General features: G+C 51.5%; 13 protein-coding genes. 10 read left to right on the top strand and 3 right to left on the bottom strand.

The window, feature by feature from the left end; genetic code table 11:
• Positions 1 to 59 precede the first annotated feature (59 nt).
• Positions 60 to 506 (bottom strand): hypothetical protein, encoded by a 447-nt coding sequence (locus ACTHRH_RS02515; protein WP_440413957.1) that lies wholly within the window; start codon positions 504 to 506, stop codon positions 60 to 62.
• A 278-nt stretch (positions 507 to 784) separates the two neighbouring features.
• Here ACTHRH_RS02515 and ACTHRH_RS02510 point away from each other — a divergent pair, with 278 nt between their 5' ends.
• Complete coding sequence (locus tag ACTHRH_RS02510) at positions 785 to 904, top strand: sporulation protein YjcZ (protein ID WP_144932706.1); 120 nt, start codon at positions 785 to 787, stop codon at positions 902 to 904.
• 178 nt (positions 905 to 1082) lie between these two features.
• On the opposite strand, the gene ACTHRH_RS02505 is transcribed toward ACTHRH_RS02510, so the two are convergent.
• A complete protein-coding gene (locus ACTHRH_RS02505; RefSeq protein ID WP_440413955.1) occupies positions 1083 to 2234 on the bottom strand; it encodes a Gfo/Idh/MocA family protein in 1152 nt (383 codons plus the stop codon).
• A gap of 240 nt (positions 2235 to 2474) precedes the next feature.
• Between ACTHRH_RS02505 and ACTHRH_RS02500 the strand changes: the two genes are divergently transcribed.
• Positions 2475 to 3380 (top strand): AraC family transcriptional regulator, encoded by a 906-nt coding sequence (locus ACTHRH_RS02500; protein WP_144932710.1) that lies wholly within the window; start codon positions 2475 to 2477, stop codon positions 3378 to 3380.
• A 73-nt stretch (positions 3381 to 3453) separates the two neighbouring features.
• A complete protein-coding gene (locus ACTHRH_RS02495; protein ID WP_440413953.1) occupies positions 3454 to 4470 on the top strand; it encodes an HD domain-containing protein in 1017 nt (338 codons plus the stop codon).
• 46 nt (positions 4471 to 4516) lie between these two features.
• Here ACTHRH_RS02495 and ACTHRH_RS02490 read toward each other — a convergent pair whose 3' ends face one another.
• Complete coding sequence (locus ACTHRH_RS02490; protein WP_440413951.1) at positions 4517 to 5383, bottom strand: AraC family transcriptional regulator; 867 nt, start codon at positions 5381 to 5383, stop codon at positions 4517 to 4519.
• Positions 5384 to 5933: 550 nt separating this feature from the next.
• Here ACTHRH_RS02490 and ACTHRH_RS02485 point away from each other — a divergent pair.
• From ACTHRH_RS02485 to ACTHRH_RS02455, 7 genes are all read left to right on the top strand, one after another.
• On the top strand, positions 5934 to 6953 hold the full coding sequence (locus ACTHRH_RS02485; protein ID WP_144932716.1) for a response regulator transcription factor: 1020 nt from the start codon (positions 5934 to 5936) through the stop codon (positions 6951 to 6953).
• Positions 6953 to 8902, top strand: coding sequence for a cache domain-containing sensor histidine kinase (locus ACTHRH_RS02480; protein ID WP_440413948.1), 1950 nt, complete (start codon positions 6953 to 6955; stop codon positions 8900 to 8902). The genes ACTHRH_RS02485 and ACTHRH_RS02480 overlap by 1 nt, the downstream gene beginning before the upstream one ends.
• 85 nt (positions 8903 to 8987) lie before the next feature.
• Positions 8988 to 9956 carry an ABC transporter permease gene (locus ACTHRH_RS02475; protein ID WP_144932720.1) on the top strand — a complete coding sequence of 323 codons (969 nt, stop codon included), beginning with the start codon at positions 8988 to 8990 and terminating at the stop codon, positions 9954 to 9956.
• Between the two features lie 34 nt (positions 9957 to 9990).
• Positions 9991 to 10887 (top strand): carbohydrate ABC transporter permease, encoded by an 897-nt coding sequence (locus ACTHRH_RS02470; protein WP_144932722.1) that lies wholly within the window; start codon positions 9991 to 9993, stop codon positions 10885 to 10887.
• Between the two features lie 37 nt (positions 10888 to 10924).
• Positions 10925 to 12568: an ABC transporter substrate-binding protein gene (locus tag ACTHRH_RS02465; protein WP_144932724.1), complete on the top strand. Its 1644-nt coding sequence runs from the start codon at positions 10925 to 10927 to the stop codon at positions 12566 to 12568.
• Positions 12569 to 12758: 190 nt separating this feature from the next.
• Positions 12759 to 14747: an alpha-L-fucosidase gene (locus tag ACTHRH_RS02460; protein ID WP_440413945.1), complete on the top strand. Its 1989-nt coding sequence runs from the start codon at positions 12759 to 12761 to the stop codon at positions 14745 to 14747.
• A 543-nt stretch (positions 14748 to 15290) separates the two neighbouring features.
• Positions 15291 to 16307, top strand: a complete 1017-nt coding sequence (locus tag ACTHRH_RS02455; RefSeq protein ID WP_440413943.1) for a glycoside hydrolase family protein — start codon at positions 15291 to 15293, stop codon at positions 16305 to 16307.
• Positions 16308 to 16321 lie beyond the last annotated feature (14 nt).

Genomic DNA, 16321 nt, shown 5'->3' with positions numbered 1-16321 from the left:
CCATAGAGTCAGGAGACGGCTTTATTGTCGTGCACCTCCTAACTGGAGATTAAGGGCCGTCAACCGGACGGAGAATTTCCCGAGGCGTTGCTTTGACTGTTATTTTGTACGAAATCTGCGGTCCAATCGATCATCCCATCCATCAAGGTCAGCACAAGATTAACGACATCCTGCTCCTTCAGACTTCCTCCGCTTTGATTGGATACATATTGGCTTGTTTTCGTCTCCAGATGGGTTATCATGTCTTTGATTTGCATTAGCTCGTTGGCCAAATTGGATACCTGTCCGGAGCCGGAGGAGCCTCCCTTGGGAGCGGCTGATTGTTGTTGTCCACCGGAAGCCCCGCTGCCCCGTTGACTGCTTGATTGGGGATTGGATTGGCCTTTATCGCCTTGCTGGGAAAGGCCTTCACGGATCAGCTTCTTGAGTTGATCAATTTCATTCAGAACGGTTTGATTTTGCTCGGATAGCTCTTCCACCCGATCCCTGAGTTCTTGTACTTTCATGGCTAAAATAACCTCCATGTTTAATTTCCAGCTTCTTTCATTATTCCCGCAGAATAGAAAAACATGCTTGCCGGCGGATAAAGCCGTCGGTCTGGAAGACTGCCGTATATAACGAACTGAAAATGCCGACATGGAGGTATAGATCCGAATTCCATGGCAAGGGGGTAATCGCCGCAAAAACGGGCGGATGACTATTTGTCATTTGCCGATTAGTCCAGACCACGGCTGGGGGAGGGTCATATAATGTCATTAGTTGGCGAAGAAAGGAGGACTCAACTATGGGTGGATTTGTTGGAGGAGCAGGTTTTAGCTGTGGAGTCGGAGGATTGTTTACCAGCACAGGAGTCATCTTAGTTCTTTTCATCCTTTTGGTTATTGTCAGCCGCGCTTGGATCTAAGTCTTCTGACTTCGACAATGGTACGCTTACGTAACAGGCAGGCGCTTATTAGGCGCCTGCCCTTTTACATGCCTGTCAACGGACAGGCTGGATATGGGCGTCCTCCAGCGGAAGGAACTTAGAGGACGGCTAATAACTGCGAAGGAGTAAGTCCGGACGGGATCTTCCATCCAGTTGTTTACGGCTGGGCTACTGCTGCTCTGACAGGTGTCCAGTCGATCGCTTGGAAGGTTCCCGTTTCAGCGGATTGCTTGGCTTTCAAGCACATTAGGGCGCTCAGCAGTCCGTCATCCAGGGTGCTGACCGATTCTGCCTGCCCGCGCATCACATCGATAAAGTTGCGGGCGAGCACCGTGTCACCGCCAAAATGACCTTCGGCCGGGTTAATCTCATAAGTTTTAACCGTATCTTCATGATGCATCATCACTTTTACTTGTTTGGTATAGAAATCAAATTCTACGGTTCCCTTGAAGCCCATAAAGCGTGCCCCGCGCGCCCCCGCCTCATTACGCACGAAGAAATTCTGGGAGTAGGAGAGATGCATGCCGGATTTGAAGCGAATGAGTGCGCTTCCGGAATCCTCATTTCCGGTATCCTCGGCGAAACAGCAATACTTCCAGGTATCCGGCAGATCGGAGCGGAATGCGGTGCTTTCCGGACAGGTGCGGTTTTCTTCGCAATCGGCACACTGCAGCCCGGCCGGCTTCGAGCCCTTAAAGATTTGTTTCGAGGTCATGGCAGCAATGCTTTCCGGCTGGTTTTGCAGCAGATAGGTGATATAGTCGAAATCATGCGTTGCTTTCTGCAGAAATAATCCGCCTGTCTCCGCCTCATCCCGGTACCAGTTATGATAATAGACACCGCCGTAAGGCACATTGTTGATCGCCTGAGCATGTTCGATCGTGCCTAATTGGCCGGAATCGATGATTTCCTTCACTTTCTGTACAATCGTCGTTACTCTCAACGGGAAGGAGACGACGACTTGCGAACGGGAGGCGCGATAGCCTTCCTGCAGCCTGTGCAAATCCTCGAGGGTTGTGGCAACCGGCTTCTCGAGAAACAGAGGGAGCCCCGTTGGCAGCACCTTCAAGGCTAATTCCGTATGCAGGGAACAGCGGGTTCCGATCAGGACGCCATCCAGCTTCTCGCTATCCAGCATCTGTTCCGCAGAATCATAGAAGGTTACATCCTGTAACTTCTGATGCTCCTGTCTGACCTTATCCTTGCGAATGTCCGTAATGGCAGCTATTCGGCAGGAAGGGTCCTGCCGGATGATTTCATCAATCACATGCGAGATTCTTGCTCCGTAACCAATGACGCCAAGCTTCATACTTATGTCCCTCCGATAATTAATGCGATATAAGATAATGGCTTCATTATAAGACGAACCTTCCGAGTTTTCTTTGTTCTGAAAGCCCGTTTATTTGTACTTTTGCGCCATGTCGGACATTTCTTCCCGATGACCCTGCCGTCGTCGTATAATTCGTATGGGCGGTTTCCTTAAATCTCCAGTTCATGTATGATGGAAAGGTACAGTAATACTAAACAGCTATGTGGAGCGTGCATCACCATGAAGCAATACCCGAGAACGGTCCTGCATCAGTCCGTCGTCATTGACCGGATCGTTTCCTTATATTATTTCGAGTTCGCCAAGGATTTCGTTTTTCCCGGTGAAGAACATGATTTCTGGGAGTTTCTTTACATTGATAAAGGGGAAGTAGCTGTAAGGGCCGATGAAACACTGCATCTTCTAAAGCAGGGCTCGATTATTTTTCATAAGCCTAATGAATTCCACAGCATCTATGCGAACCGGGTGGTCGCGCCGAATTTGATCGTTATGAGCTTTGAATGCCATTCGGATATGATGAAGATGTTCGAGAACAAAATTATCCGGCTTGGGGACGAGGAGCGAAATTTGCTGGCTGAGATCGTTCGGGAAGGAATGAATGCGTTTCATTTCCCGTTCCGGATTCCTCTTCAACGAAGAGCCGATGCTCCCGTCGGTTCCGAACAGCTGATCAAGCTCTATCTGGAAACGTTCCTGCTGCGTCTCCTTCGCAAGGAACAATCCAGGCGGACCACAGGGGAGTCCGTACCGGTCCCCTTATCTTCCACGGCTAAAGAGAACAAGGAAGCCCAGATGGTGAGAGACATCATCTCCTACCTGGAAGGAAGATTGGGCTCCAAGCTGTCCCTGGCCGAGATGAGTGAAACCCTGCATATGTCCAAAACGAAGCTGAAAGAGCTGTTCAAGCGAAGAACAGGTTACTCGTTGATGGAATACTTCGGGCAGTTAAGAATAGATCGTGCCAAATCGTATATTCGCGAGGAATCGGCCAATTTTACGGAAATTGCAGACCGGCTCGGCTTCAGCAGCGTTCATTATTTTTCCAAAGCCTTCAAGAAAACGACCGGCATGAGTCCGACGGAATATGCAAAATCCGTCAAGGCCAGGGTCCCCGTAGGGAAAATATAAACTCCATAAAAGTGAGATTCACCGATTTGACCATGACGCTATTCATTCTAATGTCTTCCAGGGAGGGAATACGATGGTACTCGTAAATGAACAAGATTACATAGCTAGAACCGATGCGGCCTCCGATACTTTATGGGAGCCGTTATGGCGGATCGCCACACCTCTGCTGCCTGTGGAGAAGCGGATTTTGCAATCATCCGCCTTGAGAAGACTGCATTACGTTCATCACGGCGGAGCTTCACGAATCAATACGCATCATACGTTCAGTCGTTTGCAGCATACTTTGGGCGTGTTCTCTTTAATTGCCCATTACTGTCCGGATAACGGGACGCTGAGGGCGGCTTCCCTGCTGCATGATATCGGTCACGGCCCGTTCAGCCATTCGCTGGAAGGAATCGAAGAGATAGATCATCACCAGTGGACCCGGGATATGTTGTTTGGAGAGGAATTATCCGGCATTTTGCAGGAGCACGGAATCCATCCGGAGGAGATCTGGGCTTATGTCCATGGAGAAGTCCCGAGTTTGCTAAGAAATTCTACGGGAGTTCTGCACCTGGACCACCTGGATTCCTGGGCGCGCAGCGCGCAGGCGGGAGGCTATCTGCCCGTTGAGCCGAATGAGCTGCTGGACCGGTTGTTCCCTGCTCCCGATGGAGTGCAGGCGGATAGGGAGGCAGCCGAGCTGATGGTGGACCTCATAGTGGAAGAGGCCAAATTCCATACCTCACCTGCGAACATTGCCGCAAATTCGGAGCTTCGGCAGATCGTCTTCCAATGGATTAGGGAGGCCCGTCCGGATAAACGGCAGCTTATCGGAATGACCGACTCCATGCTGGAGCAGGAGCTGCTCAGGCATCCCGGTACGAGTGGCCGGTTAAGAAGACTGCTGCTGGAATCCTGGCGGCTTAGGGTTACCCGGGACCGGGATCAGGCCCCGGCTGATGCCTTGGAGGTAGAGGTGAACAAATTATATTTGTCCGTCCCCATGGTCCAAGGCCGGAAAATAACCGAGATCTCGAAGCGGGCGCGCGGCAGGATAGAAGATGTACAGCATCGAAAGGGCAAGTACTACGTCTATTGGCAGGACTAGGCGCTAACCCCGGCGGCTGTTCCGCGAAGTTCTTCCGACCGTAACGTCAAGTGTCGGGGACCGGCGGCTGCCGGTACTTGCTGGGCGGCTGGCCATAATATTTGGAGAAGGCCTTGGAGAATGAAAATAGATCCGGATAACCGGTGGACAAGGCAATCTCCGTTACAGGCATGGAGGTGTCCTGCAGCAGCTTGGCCGCCTTCTCCATCTTCAGCTTCTGCAAGTAGCGCAGCGGTGAAATGCCCATCTGTTCGGTAAAAACCGAGGAGAAGTACGATCGGTTGACTCCGGCATAATCCGCTGCATCCTGAATCGAAATGCCTTCGGAGAAATGAAGCTTCAGGAAGTCGACGCTCTGCTGCAGCCACGCGGAACGTTTAGCGGGAGGAATCTCCGAATGGCGGACAGTCATCTGACTGAACAATTGGTAGATGAGCGACAGAATGGCCGCAGCGGACCCGGCTCCTTGCTGCTTGCGCAGAACGTCCATCAATCCTTCTAACGTAGAAAGAACATGAGAGCCGACCGTTTGCCCCCGGTAGGGCCGTTCCGGAGAGAGCCCTGCCGCTTCCAGCAGGTGCGGAACCTGCCCGCCGTCTATCGCTATCCAGCACATGCGGAGCGGCGATGATGAAGGAACCACCTGATAGGAGTAGGCGATTTGCGGATATAGGCAGAACAGATCCCCTTGCTTTAAAATCAGGGACAGCTTCCCCCGTTCCACCTTCACCTGACCCCCCAGCACAAAATGTATACTGTAGCACTCGATAAAGCGGGAGCCGACTTGGTAATTGGGCTTGGCCTGGTTCCTTCCGGCCCTGACCAGCCACAGGCCGCCCATTCTTTCCACCTCGGACGGCTTGTAATAATGATACTCCGCATACTCGTGAGAGTATTCCTGCATGTCCCTCATCGATTATCCCCCTCTAAAATCCTCTATTTATAAAATAGGAGAAACCTAACAAAATGACAAGCAGGGCCTTTAATCCTCATTCAGCTTACATTCATGTCTTACAGCTCTTTCCTTAGCCTACTCTCCTTACTCCACTCAATCACGAAATAATAAAGCTTCAATTAGACTCTAGCCATTTCGTTTGCGGGAAAGTCCGCATTTGTGACCGCTCCTCCTCAGCTTACCTGTTGTTTTGACGCCTTTTGACCATTATCCCCTTGGATCAGGAGGCGTATGAAGGCGGGAAATAGCGACGGGTAGAGGAAGGTTGGATGCACCATGGAGATCAAGGAGGGGCTCAGGCCCTGGATTCCATGATTCTGATTAGACGGGATAGCCATCCAAGCCGAGGAGCGCAAGATTCCGAGAGCTGGGGTAGCCGGAAGGCTTCCAGCTTAAAAAAACCAATCCTATCTTAATTTAGCCATGAGACAACGGAAGGAGTTTGTGGTAAGATCATCCAACCGCCAGTGGTATCTCTTTGTAAATGTGGACAAAGGAGTGAAAACGAATGGCTACTTTGCTGGTTGTAGATGACGAGCCCATCATTCGTGCCGGATTGGTGAAGCTTATCAAGCAGTATGATCCTGACTGCGAGGTGCTGGCAATGCCGAACGGCGCTGCTGCGTTAGAGCAAATCAACAAGCGGATCCCGGATTTGGTGTTAACCGATATCCGTATGCCGAAGATGGACGGTCTGGAGCTGTGCAGGCAGATCGACGAGAACCGGTTTCAGGTCAAAATGGTAGTAATATCGGGATACAGTGATTTCTTCTACGCTCAGAAATGCCTCACTTACGGCGTAAAAGAGTATTTGTTGAAACCGATTACAGAAAAAGAGCTATACCCGGTGCTGGATAGGCTGCTGAAGGAAGAAGGAGCCTATTCCCTGTCTCTTATCCACTATGAGGAATGGCTGGAGACCGTCGAGCAGGCCATATGGGCGGTAGATATCGACAAAGTTTACGCTTTGGTGGAGCAGTGGGTGGAGAGCGGTTATGCTCATCTGAAGACGGCTCAGCTTCAGCAAATTGTGGAAGACGGGCTCGCGCTGCTCGTGAAGAAGCTGAACTCGCGCAGCGTGTACCGTTTTGAAATGGGGCCTGCGGGCAGAACAGCCGCTTCGCGATCGGAAGTGATCGATTATTTGAAGCAGGAGCTGCATCGTCTGTGTAATGAACTGCATCATTGGCGGGGAGGCATGGAGAAGAATCTGTTCGAGGAGGCGAAGGCCTACATAGACCAGCATATTACGGAAGAAATAAGCTTGGAGGACGTCGCGGAGAAGGTCGGTCTCGCCCCGACTTATTTTAGCTTTTATTTCAAAAAAATGACCAACGAAACTTTCGTGCAGTACCGGATGAAGAAACGGATCGAAATGGCGAAAAAGCTGCTGGAGCTCCCGCATTACAAAATTGTCGATGTGGGCATGGAAATCGGCTATCAGAATTATCCCCATTTCACCAAAATATTCAAAAAGATTACCGGGCTGTCTCCTACGGAGTACAGGCAGATGCTGGGCATTCGATAATGTGGAGAAGAAGCCTGGCGGTCAAAGTTTTTATGTCGTTCGTTATCGTCATCATCGTCTCCTTCTCCATTGTGAGCATATCCATGTATGTAACCTCGTCCCGGGAGCTCGATCTGCTGCACGAAGAGATGCTGACGCAAATCGTTGACAACGCCCTGCATCACACCGATCTTTATATTAAAAGCTACGAGAGGGCAACGCTGTCGCTGCTTACCTCCAGTCAAGTAAAACAGTTTCTGGATGCCGAGCAGAATCAATATTTTACGTATTATTCCTTATCTGCTCAAATCAAGGATGAGCTGTTCAAGCCGATATTTATCAACAACCCGGAAATCAGCATGATTTATTTAATCAGCTATAACGGCATGACCTTTCATGACTTCAATATTGATCATCCTCCCTTTAGCGAGTCCGTGTTGAAGGATAGTCTGGAGGATTTGCGGGAGCAGACGAAGGATGACGGTTCTCTGTCGTTGATAGATTGGAGCTTTCTTGATGGCCAGCTTTCGCTGGCTCGCAAAATATCCGGACGCCAGACGTCAAAGCTTTTCAAAGGAATCGTGGGCATCGAGTTGAGAATTGAAGAATTAACCACGCTCTGGAAAGGGATTAGGCTGGGGGATCGCGGATATTTTTTTATTGTCAACGATCGGGGGAAAATTGTTTACGATCCGAATAAAGAGAAGATCGGCAAGCAATTGGAGGGCCGTCTATTCGAGCAGGTCCGGGATCATGAGGGAGCCTTCTTTATCGATGAAGAGGCAGGCGAAGAAGGCCTTCAGCGAATCTATTTCAGCAGGAGGTCGGATTATTCCGGGTGGACGCTTGTATCTTCCATGCCGTTGGAAGCGGTCAGGAAGCCGGTACAGACCATCCGGCAGACGACACTCGCGGCCAGTGCAATCAGCATTGTCGTGGCCCTGCTTCTTGCTTACCGATTCGGCCGGTCGATCATCTCTCCGATCCGAATGATCGAACAAGGGATGCGCCGGACGGAGAAGGGAGATTGGACGAAGGTGCCTCTGCGCGGCAAGAAGGACGAGATGGATCGCCTGATTCACAGCTACAACATCATGGTTTCGCGACTGTCGGAGCTGGTCGAGAGGGTGTACGAAAGCGAGCTGAAGAACCAGGATAATTTATTCAAACGGCAGTTAGCCGAATTTCAGGCGCTACAGCTGCAGATCAATCCGCATTTTCTGTATAACACGCTGGAAACGGTTATCTGCTATGCTGTCGTTCAGGAGTCCGAAGAGATCAAGGATATAGTCCGGGCCATGTCGCTAATGCTCCGTTATTCCGTACAGACCGATTTGGAGGAAATTACGGTAGCGAATGAACTGAAGCATGTTCTTCATTATATGACCATCATGAATTACCGGTTTGAACAGCCATTCGAGCTTCAGGTCGATATCCCTCCCGAATATTTGCTTAAGAAGATGGTCCGGCTTACGCTGCAGCCTTTGGTGGAGAACGCCTTTAAGCATGCGTTTCCGGATGGGATTAAGGATTACCACTACATCCGCATTCTCGCCGAGGCGGAGGGACAGCGGCTGAAAATTACCGTTGCCGATAATGGCCAGGGAATGCCGGAGGAAGAGCTGCTTAAGCTCCGGATGAAGCTGTCCGTTAATGAGGCGCAGAGGTCTAAAGAGAGGCAGCTGAGAGAACAGTTATCCGCGGAAGAGCAGGTCGAAGTGGGTCAAGCTGGAGAGCATGGCGGAATCGGTTTGATTAATGTGCATAACCGTATTCAAATGGTGTTCGGGGCGCAGTATGGGCTTAGTGTGGAGAGCGCGCCGGGCCAAGGGACGGCCGTTACGCTGACGATGCCGGATACCGATGCCGTCGGATTCGCCGGGATGGCCGGGCGTCACCTTAAGATAGAAGATAGGAGCGTAAATCAATATAATGAGCTTTTTTCCGATTCATTTATGATGAATCTATGATTTGACAAATCTATGAAATCACTAGAAACCAACAGACGAGGGGGAATGAGGTTCCGTTGAAACGATTTTTGAATAGAGGAGGAGGATGGTTCTGGAACTGACCAGACGCAAACAAACCTACCGTGCAGCTCAAGCCTCCCCGCTGGTGTTGCTCGTCAAGAATGTAAGGAAATGCTGGCAGCTCTATTTATTGATGCTGGCGCCGTTTATCTATTTGGTTATTTTTAAATACTGGCCGATGTACGGAGCACTGATTTCCTTTCAGGATTTCGTCCCGACCAAGGGCTTCTGGGGAAGCGATTGGGTAGGACTGAAGCATTTCGTGCGATTCTTCGACTCCTACGAGTTCTGGAGAATTATGAAAAATACGCTGATTCTAAGCTTGTACAGCCTTATTGCAGGGTTTCCGTTTCCCATTCTGTTGGCCTTGTGCCTGAATTACGTAAATCAGCGGTTTTTCAAAAAATCAGTGCAGATGATTACCTACGCCCCCCATTTCATATCGGTGGTCGTCATGGTCGGGATTATTTTGCAGCTTCTCGATCCGCGCATCGGGGTAGTCAATATGATTTTGCAGTTTTTCGGCTTTCAACCGATCAATTTTATGGGCAGCCCGGATTTGTTTAAATCCATTTACGTATGGTCGGGAATATGGCAGAATGTCGGTTTTTCCTGCATCATCTATTTGGCGGCGCTTTCATCGATTGATCCGTCGCTTCACGAGGCCGCTGTCGTTGACGGAGCGAGCAAGCTCCAAAGAATGTGGCATATCGATTTGCCGGGAATCGTACCCGTTGCCGTCATTTTGCTTATTCTGAACACCGGCAACATTCTGGATACCGGCTTCGAGAAGGTGCTCCTCATGCAAAATCCGCTGAACCTGAGCACATCGGAAGTCATTGACACTTACGTTTACAAAGTGGGGCTGGCTTCCACGGCGATCAACTATTCGTATTCCTCTGCCATCGGACTGTTCAAATCGGTTATCAATCTGATCCTGCTGGTGCTCGTCAACAGAATCGCCAGGAAGGTCGGAGAGACAAGCCTATGGTAAGATCCAGCTTAATGAACGAGAGGCGTGAAGAAAGATGAATTCGAATCGAGTAGTGGAAAGCAGAGGAGACCGATTATTTAATCTCATTAACTATACCATCCTGTTTCTGTTTACGATCACGATCCTTTATCCGCTTGTCTATATTGTTAGCGCTTCCTTCAGCTCTCCGCTTGCTGTCGTATCGGGCAAGGTATGGCTGTGGCCGGTGGACTTTTCTTTGGCCGGGTATGAGGCTGTTTTTAAACATAAGCTGATTTGGACCGGATTTGCCAATTCGTTGTTCTATACCGTCGTAGGAACGGTGGTCAATGTCGTTCTTACCTTGATGGCGGCTTATCCGCTGTCGCGTAAGGATTTCTATATCCGGCATGTAATCATGGCGCTGTTTGTGTTCACGATCATGTTCTCGGGCGGTCTGATCCCCTCTTACCTGTTGGTCAAGGATCTGGGCATGATCGATACGCGTTGGGCCCTGATCTTCCCGGGCGCGCTGAGCGTAATGAACGTCATTATCACGAGAACGTTCTTCCAGACGACCATTCCCGATGAGCTGCTGGATGCGGGACAATTGGACGGGTGCAGCGATTTCAAGTTTTTGCTCCATGTCGTGCTTCCGCTTTCCGGACCGATTATCGCCGTTCTGACCTTGTTCTATGCGGTCGGCCATTGGAATTCCTTCTTCAGCGCTCTTCTGTATCTGAAGAGGCAGGAGCTGTATCCGCTGCAGCTTGTCCTTCGGGACATTCTTATACAGAACGAGGTGGACGCGGAGATGATGTCGGACGTGGCCGATGCCGCCGCCAGGGAAAGCTTGCGGGAATTGCTGAAATATTCTTTGATCGTTGTATCTACCATACCTGTTCTTGTTATTTATCCTTTTATTCAAAGACATTTTGTCAAAGGAATCATGATCGGTTCCCTGAAGGGATAACCGCCATAGATCACAAAGGCTGTAGGGAGGGGTTAATATGTTAAAAAAATATGTGTCCGCCGGTATGTGTCTGATGCTCGGTTCAACACTGGTTATGAGTGCTTGCGGCAGTAAAGAGGAGCCCGGGGCGGATCCTGCTTCAGCGGCGACCGTCAATCCGACGGGTGTATTTCCTATTACCAATGAAAAAACAACGATCAAGGTGCTCATGAAAGGGAGCAATGCGGTAGAGAACTTCGCCACTAACGAATTTACGAAGTGGCTGGAGGAAAAGACGAACATTCACATCGAATGGGAGGTGGCGCCGAACAAAACGGCCGATGAGAAGCTGAATATTACGCTGGCCAGCGGAGATTATCCCGAGGTCATTATGGGTTTTGCGGTCAAACCGGTCCAGCAGGCGCTGTACGGGAAGGACGGGGTTTTCCTGCCGCTCAACGATCTGATTGAGAAATACGGGGAATATACGAAGCAGATGTTCGAAGCGGCTCCTACGGCGCGGGACGTGATTACCGCACCGGATGGCAACATCTATGCCCTGCCCATGGTAAACGACTGCTACCACTGCTCCATGGGGACGAAGATGTGGATTAACAAAGCTTGGCTCGATAAGCTGAATCTGCCGGTGCCCCAGACCACGGAGGAGTTCCGCGAAGTACTCCGGGCATTTAAGGACAAGGATCCGAACGGAAACGGCAAAGCCGATGAAATTCCTCTGGTCGGGGCGACTAACGGACCGCAGAGCAAGATCGATTTGTTCCTGATGCGTTCGTTCATCGAATTCGACGGCTCCGGCATGTTCCTGAAGGATGGCAAGATCGATGTGGCCTATAACAAGCCCGAATGGAAGGAAGGCCTGAAGTATCTGCATTCGTTGTTCGAGGAAGGGCTTCTGTCGCCGCAAAGCTTTACCCAGGACCGGAACCAATTGAAGCAAATGGGGGAGAATCCGGAGGCTCCAATTCTGGGAGCGGTTGCCTCTCAGAACCCTACTGTTTTCGTGTCGATGGATTCCGACCGGGCGAAGGATTATGTGACGATTCCGCCGCTGGAAGGCCCTGGAGGCATCCGCTCGGCGAACTACAATCCATATAGCGCGACGGGTAACGGATATTTCGTGATTACGAATAAGGCGAAGAACCCGGAGGCTGCGTTCCGGCTGGCGGACTTCCTGTACAGTGAAGAAGGAACGATGCGGTCGAATATTGGAAGACCTGGCCAGGAGTGGGTAGAAGCGGCGGAAGGTGAGTTGGGCATTGACGGGAAGCCGGGGAAATGGAAGCAGCTTTCGACGTTTGGCGGGGTGCAGAACGTACATTGGTCGCAATCCAGCCCTTCGCTTCGCACGAATGAATTCCGGTTGAGCCAGGTGGCCGATCCGGAGAACCCGCTGGAGGTCATTCTGTATAACGAAACGAAGAACAACTATGAGCCTTATAGAATGGATCCGGGGCTGGTCGTTCCTCCCCTGTTCTTTACTAACGAGCAGGCTGAGGAATTGGCCGACATTCAGAAGACGATTACCGATTACAAGGATGAAATGCTGGCGAAGGCGGTGATAGGAGAGATCGACATCGACAAGGAATGGGATAATTATGTGAAGACTTTGGAAAAGATGAAGCTTCCGAGGTATCTGGAAATCTTCCAGGAAGCCTATGAGGTATCTTCCTTCAAAAAGTAGGCTCGGGGAGCATAAGAAAACCCAATTTTATCTGTAAAAAAGCCATCGGTTCTCCCTTCCCATGTGATACGCTTGGAACAGTGCACACATTAGTATCCGGGAAGGCGAGGATCGGATTGGGAATGCAAATAGAATGGGGATGACCCGCAGCGATCCGAACAACTTCTAACCAAGAAGGAAGGGAAAGGCTATGGCTATGAGAGATAGAGAAGATTTAATGGATAATGCGGAACAGGAAGCCAGGGAAAGTCGGCATAGCCGGGGCGGAGAAGCTGCCCCGGCCGATGCCGGTCATGATGAGAGAATAGCTTGGTGGCGGGAGGCTAGGCTCGGGCTGTTTATCCATTGGGGGCTTTATTCGCTCCCTGCCGGAATTTGGCGGGGAGAGGAAGTCAAGGCGGCCTATGCCGAGCATCTGCAGCTAAAGGCGGAAATCCCCGTTAAGGAATATGAAACGATCGCGGGCGAATTTAACCCGGTCCGATTCGATGCCGAGGAATGGGTGCTGGCCGCCAAGGATGCCGGCCTTAAGTATTTGGTTGTGACGGCCAAGCATCACGACGGGTTCGCCATGTATGATTCCAAGGTGAGCGACTACAACATCGTCAAGGCTACTCCGTTCGGGCGGGACCCGATGGCGGAGCTGGCGGAGGCATGTGCCAAGCATGGGGTGAAGCTCTGTTTTTACTATTCTCATGCGATGGATTGGCATCATCCGGATTCGCAAGGGAACACATTAGATTTTCCCGGGAATATCGGGGCCTATGACCCTGTTGAGTCTTGGATAGACGATGAGGACAAGGCATCGCGCTATGAGCGGTATCTGCAGCAGAAGGCGTTCCCGCAAATCCGGGAACTGCTGACACAATACGGTCCGGTCGGGATCCTATGGTTCGATTGCGGCCAGAAGCTGACCAGAGAACAGGGCGAAAGATTCGTGGAGGCGGTCCGCAAGGAACAGCCGGCCTGTCTGGTTAACCGGAGGGTGTGGAAGGACCCTCTCGGCGATTACGGCAATACGATGGATAATCAGCCCCATGTCCGGGTGTCCAGGCCGGATTGGGAATCTATCGTAACGCTGAACGATTCATGGGGATACAAGAAGCTGGACAATAACTGGAAGTCGCCGCTGGATATTTTGCACAATATGATAGACGTCGTCAGCATGAACGGTAATTTTCTGATCAACGTCGGGCCTACCGGCGAAGGGGACTTCGATCCGACGTCCCGGAAGCTTCTCAAGGCCATCGGGGATTGGCTGCTCGTTAACGGAGAGAGTGTTTACGGCTCGGTTCAGAGCCCTATCGGCAAGCCGCCGTGGGGACGATGCACGATGAAGGGAAGCACGCTGTATTTGCATGTCTTCCATTGGCCGGATAATGATGAACTTCTTGTTCCGGGAATTCGCAACGGGATCAGACAGGCTTCCTTGCTGGCCGACCCGCATCGCAAGCCACTGGAGGTCATCCGGATGAACGGAGAAGATTGGCTCATCCGCGTTCCGGCGGAAGCCCCCGACCCGCTCGTAACGGTCCTGTCGGTCGAATTGGAAGGGACGGTGGACGCCAATCCGGTCAAACGGCTGTATGCTTCCGGCTATGACAACGTATTTCCTGCGTTCGACGGAGAAATTCACGGAGAGTCGTTAAGGTACGATACCGGTAAGAAGGATCGCGACATTGTGACCGATTGGTCCGATCCCGGAGATTGGATCCGATGGACCTATCGATGCGCTGAGCCGGCAGTCTACAAAGTACGGGTCACGTATGGGGCTGCCTCGTGCGAGTCGGGAGGCTCCTTCATCGTGGAAACCTGCAGGATCGGTGAGAATAGGGAGGCTGGCACAGTTGGTTCCGCCGGTACGGGAGGCAAGAGGGGAGCGGGAGCCCCATCTCCAACTTCTTCTGCGGGCACGGTCGGTTCCTCAGGTGCGGAAGGAATGATAGGCCCGCTATCTGCTTCTCCTTCTGCAGGCACTGCCGGAGAAACGGAAACGGTTCTGACCTTGGAGGCAGAGGTACAGGAGACAGGGGGACCTTACGAATACCGAACGTTCGAGGTCGGAGAATTCCGCCTGGAGCAGGAGGGAGTTTATTCGCTAGCGGTCCGGGCCGGCAGGTTGGAAGGCGGAACGCTGATGAACCTCAGGCAGGTAGCTTTAGTGGCCGATAATGAGTAGCGAATGACGGCCTCGGATAAGAAGGATCGAAGAGTGAACCTTGACGGGTTCACTCTTTGCCGCATAGATAAGCAGGGCAAGTGTGTCAGGCCGCCTGTTGAGTTAGGCGAGTAGGTCAGCGCCTGCCGAGCGGAGCAAATCTGGCCCCCTGCCGAGCAGTGCAGGTACGGTCTGGCCATCTGCCGCCTGATGTGCTACCACGAAGGACCGTCAATAATGCAGGTCTTTGAGGCCAAGTTAGCTGAAATCAGCCAAAGACAAGCAAATGTGCAGGTGATTTTCGCGTTTTCGCGGATTTTCGGATTTTTAGGCCGATTCAACTGCAGAATTGCACGTCTTTTTCGATATTTATCAGATTCTCGTATAAAGACCTGCACTTTGGTATGTCTTTTGCGCAAATGCACGGCAGGGATGGCGGCCAGGACGGTCAATTGGCCAATTTCTCAACCATAAGTTAGGCCGTCTTAGCCGCCAAGCTGATGTTGCCGCCAAATTCGACAATGACCGATATAGAACTATATGCTTTTAAGGAGGACAACCGGAATGTATAACAAATTGCTTCCCGCCCCTGTGAACGGAGGCTTCAGAATGGAAGGCTATTGGGTATGGTGCGGTTCTGTCATCCGGGGGGAAGACGGCAAATATCACCTGTTTGCGTCAAGGTGGCCGAAGTCGCTTCCTATGCACCCCGGCTGGATTGTCGCTTCAGAGATTGTTCGGGCCGTATCGGATACTCCGGAAGGGCCTTATCAATTTCAAGAGGTCGTACTGCCGGCACGCGGTGCCGAGTACTGGGATGGAAGAAGCACTCACAACCCGCATATTACGAAGCATGGGGATACTTATCTGTTGTACTACATGGGTTCAACCCATCCGTTGGCCGACCCCGAACCGGGGGGCCCTCTGGGCTTGGACGATCCGCGCTGCATTGTCGGCCGTGCCAACAAACGAATCGGGTTGGCGACGTCCAGAAGCGTCTTCGGGCCATGGGAAAGAAAGGATACGCCCATTCTGTCCACCCGCCCGGGCAAATTCGACAGCTTCCTGACGTCCAATCCGGCTCCTTGCGTCCATGAGGACGGCTCGGTTTTGCTTATTTATAAAGCGAGGAGATACGAAGGAAATACCCATGGCAAAATGACTTTGGGAAGCGCCCGCGCCGAACATTACAACGGACCGTACAAGGTCGTTAGCGAGCATCCGGTTTTCCCTCCGGAGAAATTCCATCTGGAAGACCCCTTCATTTGGAAAACTCCGGCCGGTTACGAGATGATAGCCAAAGATATGGAGGGTCATGTGTGCGGAGAGAAGTACGGGGGGATCCACGCCTATTCCCCGGACGGTCTCGACTGGAGGCTGGCGGAAGAGCCGCAGGCTTATTCGCGCCGAATATTGTGGGATGACGGTCAGACGAGGCTGATGGGCAATCTGGAAAGGCCGTTCCTGCTATTCCAGAATGGAAAGCCGACCCATCTGTTCGCGGCAACGTCCAATGGAACCAGAGGGTTCTACGACGCCACCGAGACGTGGAATATGGTGATTCCGATCGCGAGCGAATAAGCAGCCATATGTCG

Source organism: Paenibacillus sp. SAFN-117 (assembly GCF_051966115.1).
Lineage (GTDB): Bacteria > Bacillota > Bacilli > Paenibacillales > NBRC-103111 > Paenibacillus_L > Paenibacillus_L residui.
The sequence above is the reverse complement of the archived record's forward strand: the minus strand, read 5'-3'. Positions and strand labels throughout refer to the sequence as shown.

Bases quoted from the DNA above. Each gene is read 5' to 3' on its own strand.
- ACTHRH_RS02470 (WP_144932722.1), top strand. From the start codon at position 9,991: ATGAATTCGAATCGAGTAGTGGAAAGCAGAGGAGACCGATTATTTAAT.
- ACTHRH_RS02505 (WP_440413955.1), bottom strand. From the start codon at position 2,234: ATGAAGCTTGGCGTCATTGGTTACGGAGCAAGAATCTCGCATGTGATT.
- ACTHRH_RS02485 (WP_144932716.1), top strand. From the start codon at position 5,934: ATGGCTACTTTGCTGGTTGTAGATGACGAGCCCATCATTCGTGCCGGA.
- ACTHRH_RS02495 (WP_440413953.1), top strand. From the start codon at position 3,454: ATGGTACTCGTAAATGAACAAGATTACATAGCTAGAACCGATGCGGCC.
- ACTHRH_RS02490 (WP_440413951.1), bottom strand. From the start codon at position 5,383: ATGAGGGACATGCAGGAATACTCTCACGAGTATGCGGAGTATCATTAT.
- ACTHRH_RS02475 (WP_144932720.1), top strand. From the start codon at position 8,988: ATGGTTCTGGAACTGACCAGACGCAAACAAACCTACCGTGCAGCTCAA.
- ACTHRH_RS02455 (WP_440413943.1), top strand. From the start codon at position 15,291: ATGTATAACAAATTGCTTCCCGCCCCTGTGAACGGAGGCTTCAGAATG.
- ACTHRH_RS02460 (WP_440413945.1), top strand. From the start codon at position 12,759: ATGGCTATGAGAGATAGAGAAGATTTAATGGATAATGCGGAACAGGAA.
- ACTHRH_RS02510 (WP_144932706.1), top strand. From the start codon at position 785: ATGGGTGGATTTGTTGGAGGAGCAGGTTTTAGCTGTGGAGTCGGAGGA.
- ACTHRH_RS02500 (WP_144932710.1), top strand. From the start codon at position 2,475: ATGAAGCAATACCCGAGAACGGTCCTGCATCAGTCCGTCGTCATTGAC.
- ACTHRH_RS02465 (WP_144932724.1), top strand. From the start codon at position 10,925: ATGTTAAAAAAATATGTGTCCGCCGGTATGTGTCTGATGCTCGGTTCA.
- ACTHRH_RS02515 (WP_440413957.1), bottom strand. From the start codon at position 506: ATGAAAGTACAAGAACTCAGGGATCGGGTGGAAGAGCTATCCGAGCAA.
- ACTHRH_RS02480 (WP_440413948.1), top strand. From the start codon at position 6,953: ATGTGGAGAAGAAGCCTGGCGGTCAAAGTTTTTATGTCGTTCGTTATC.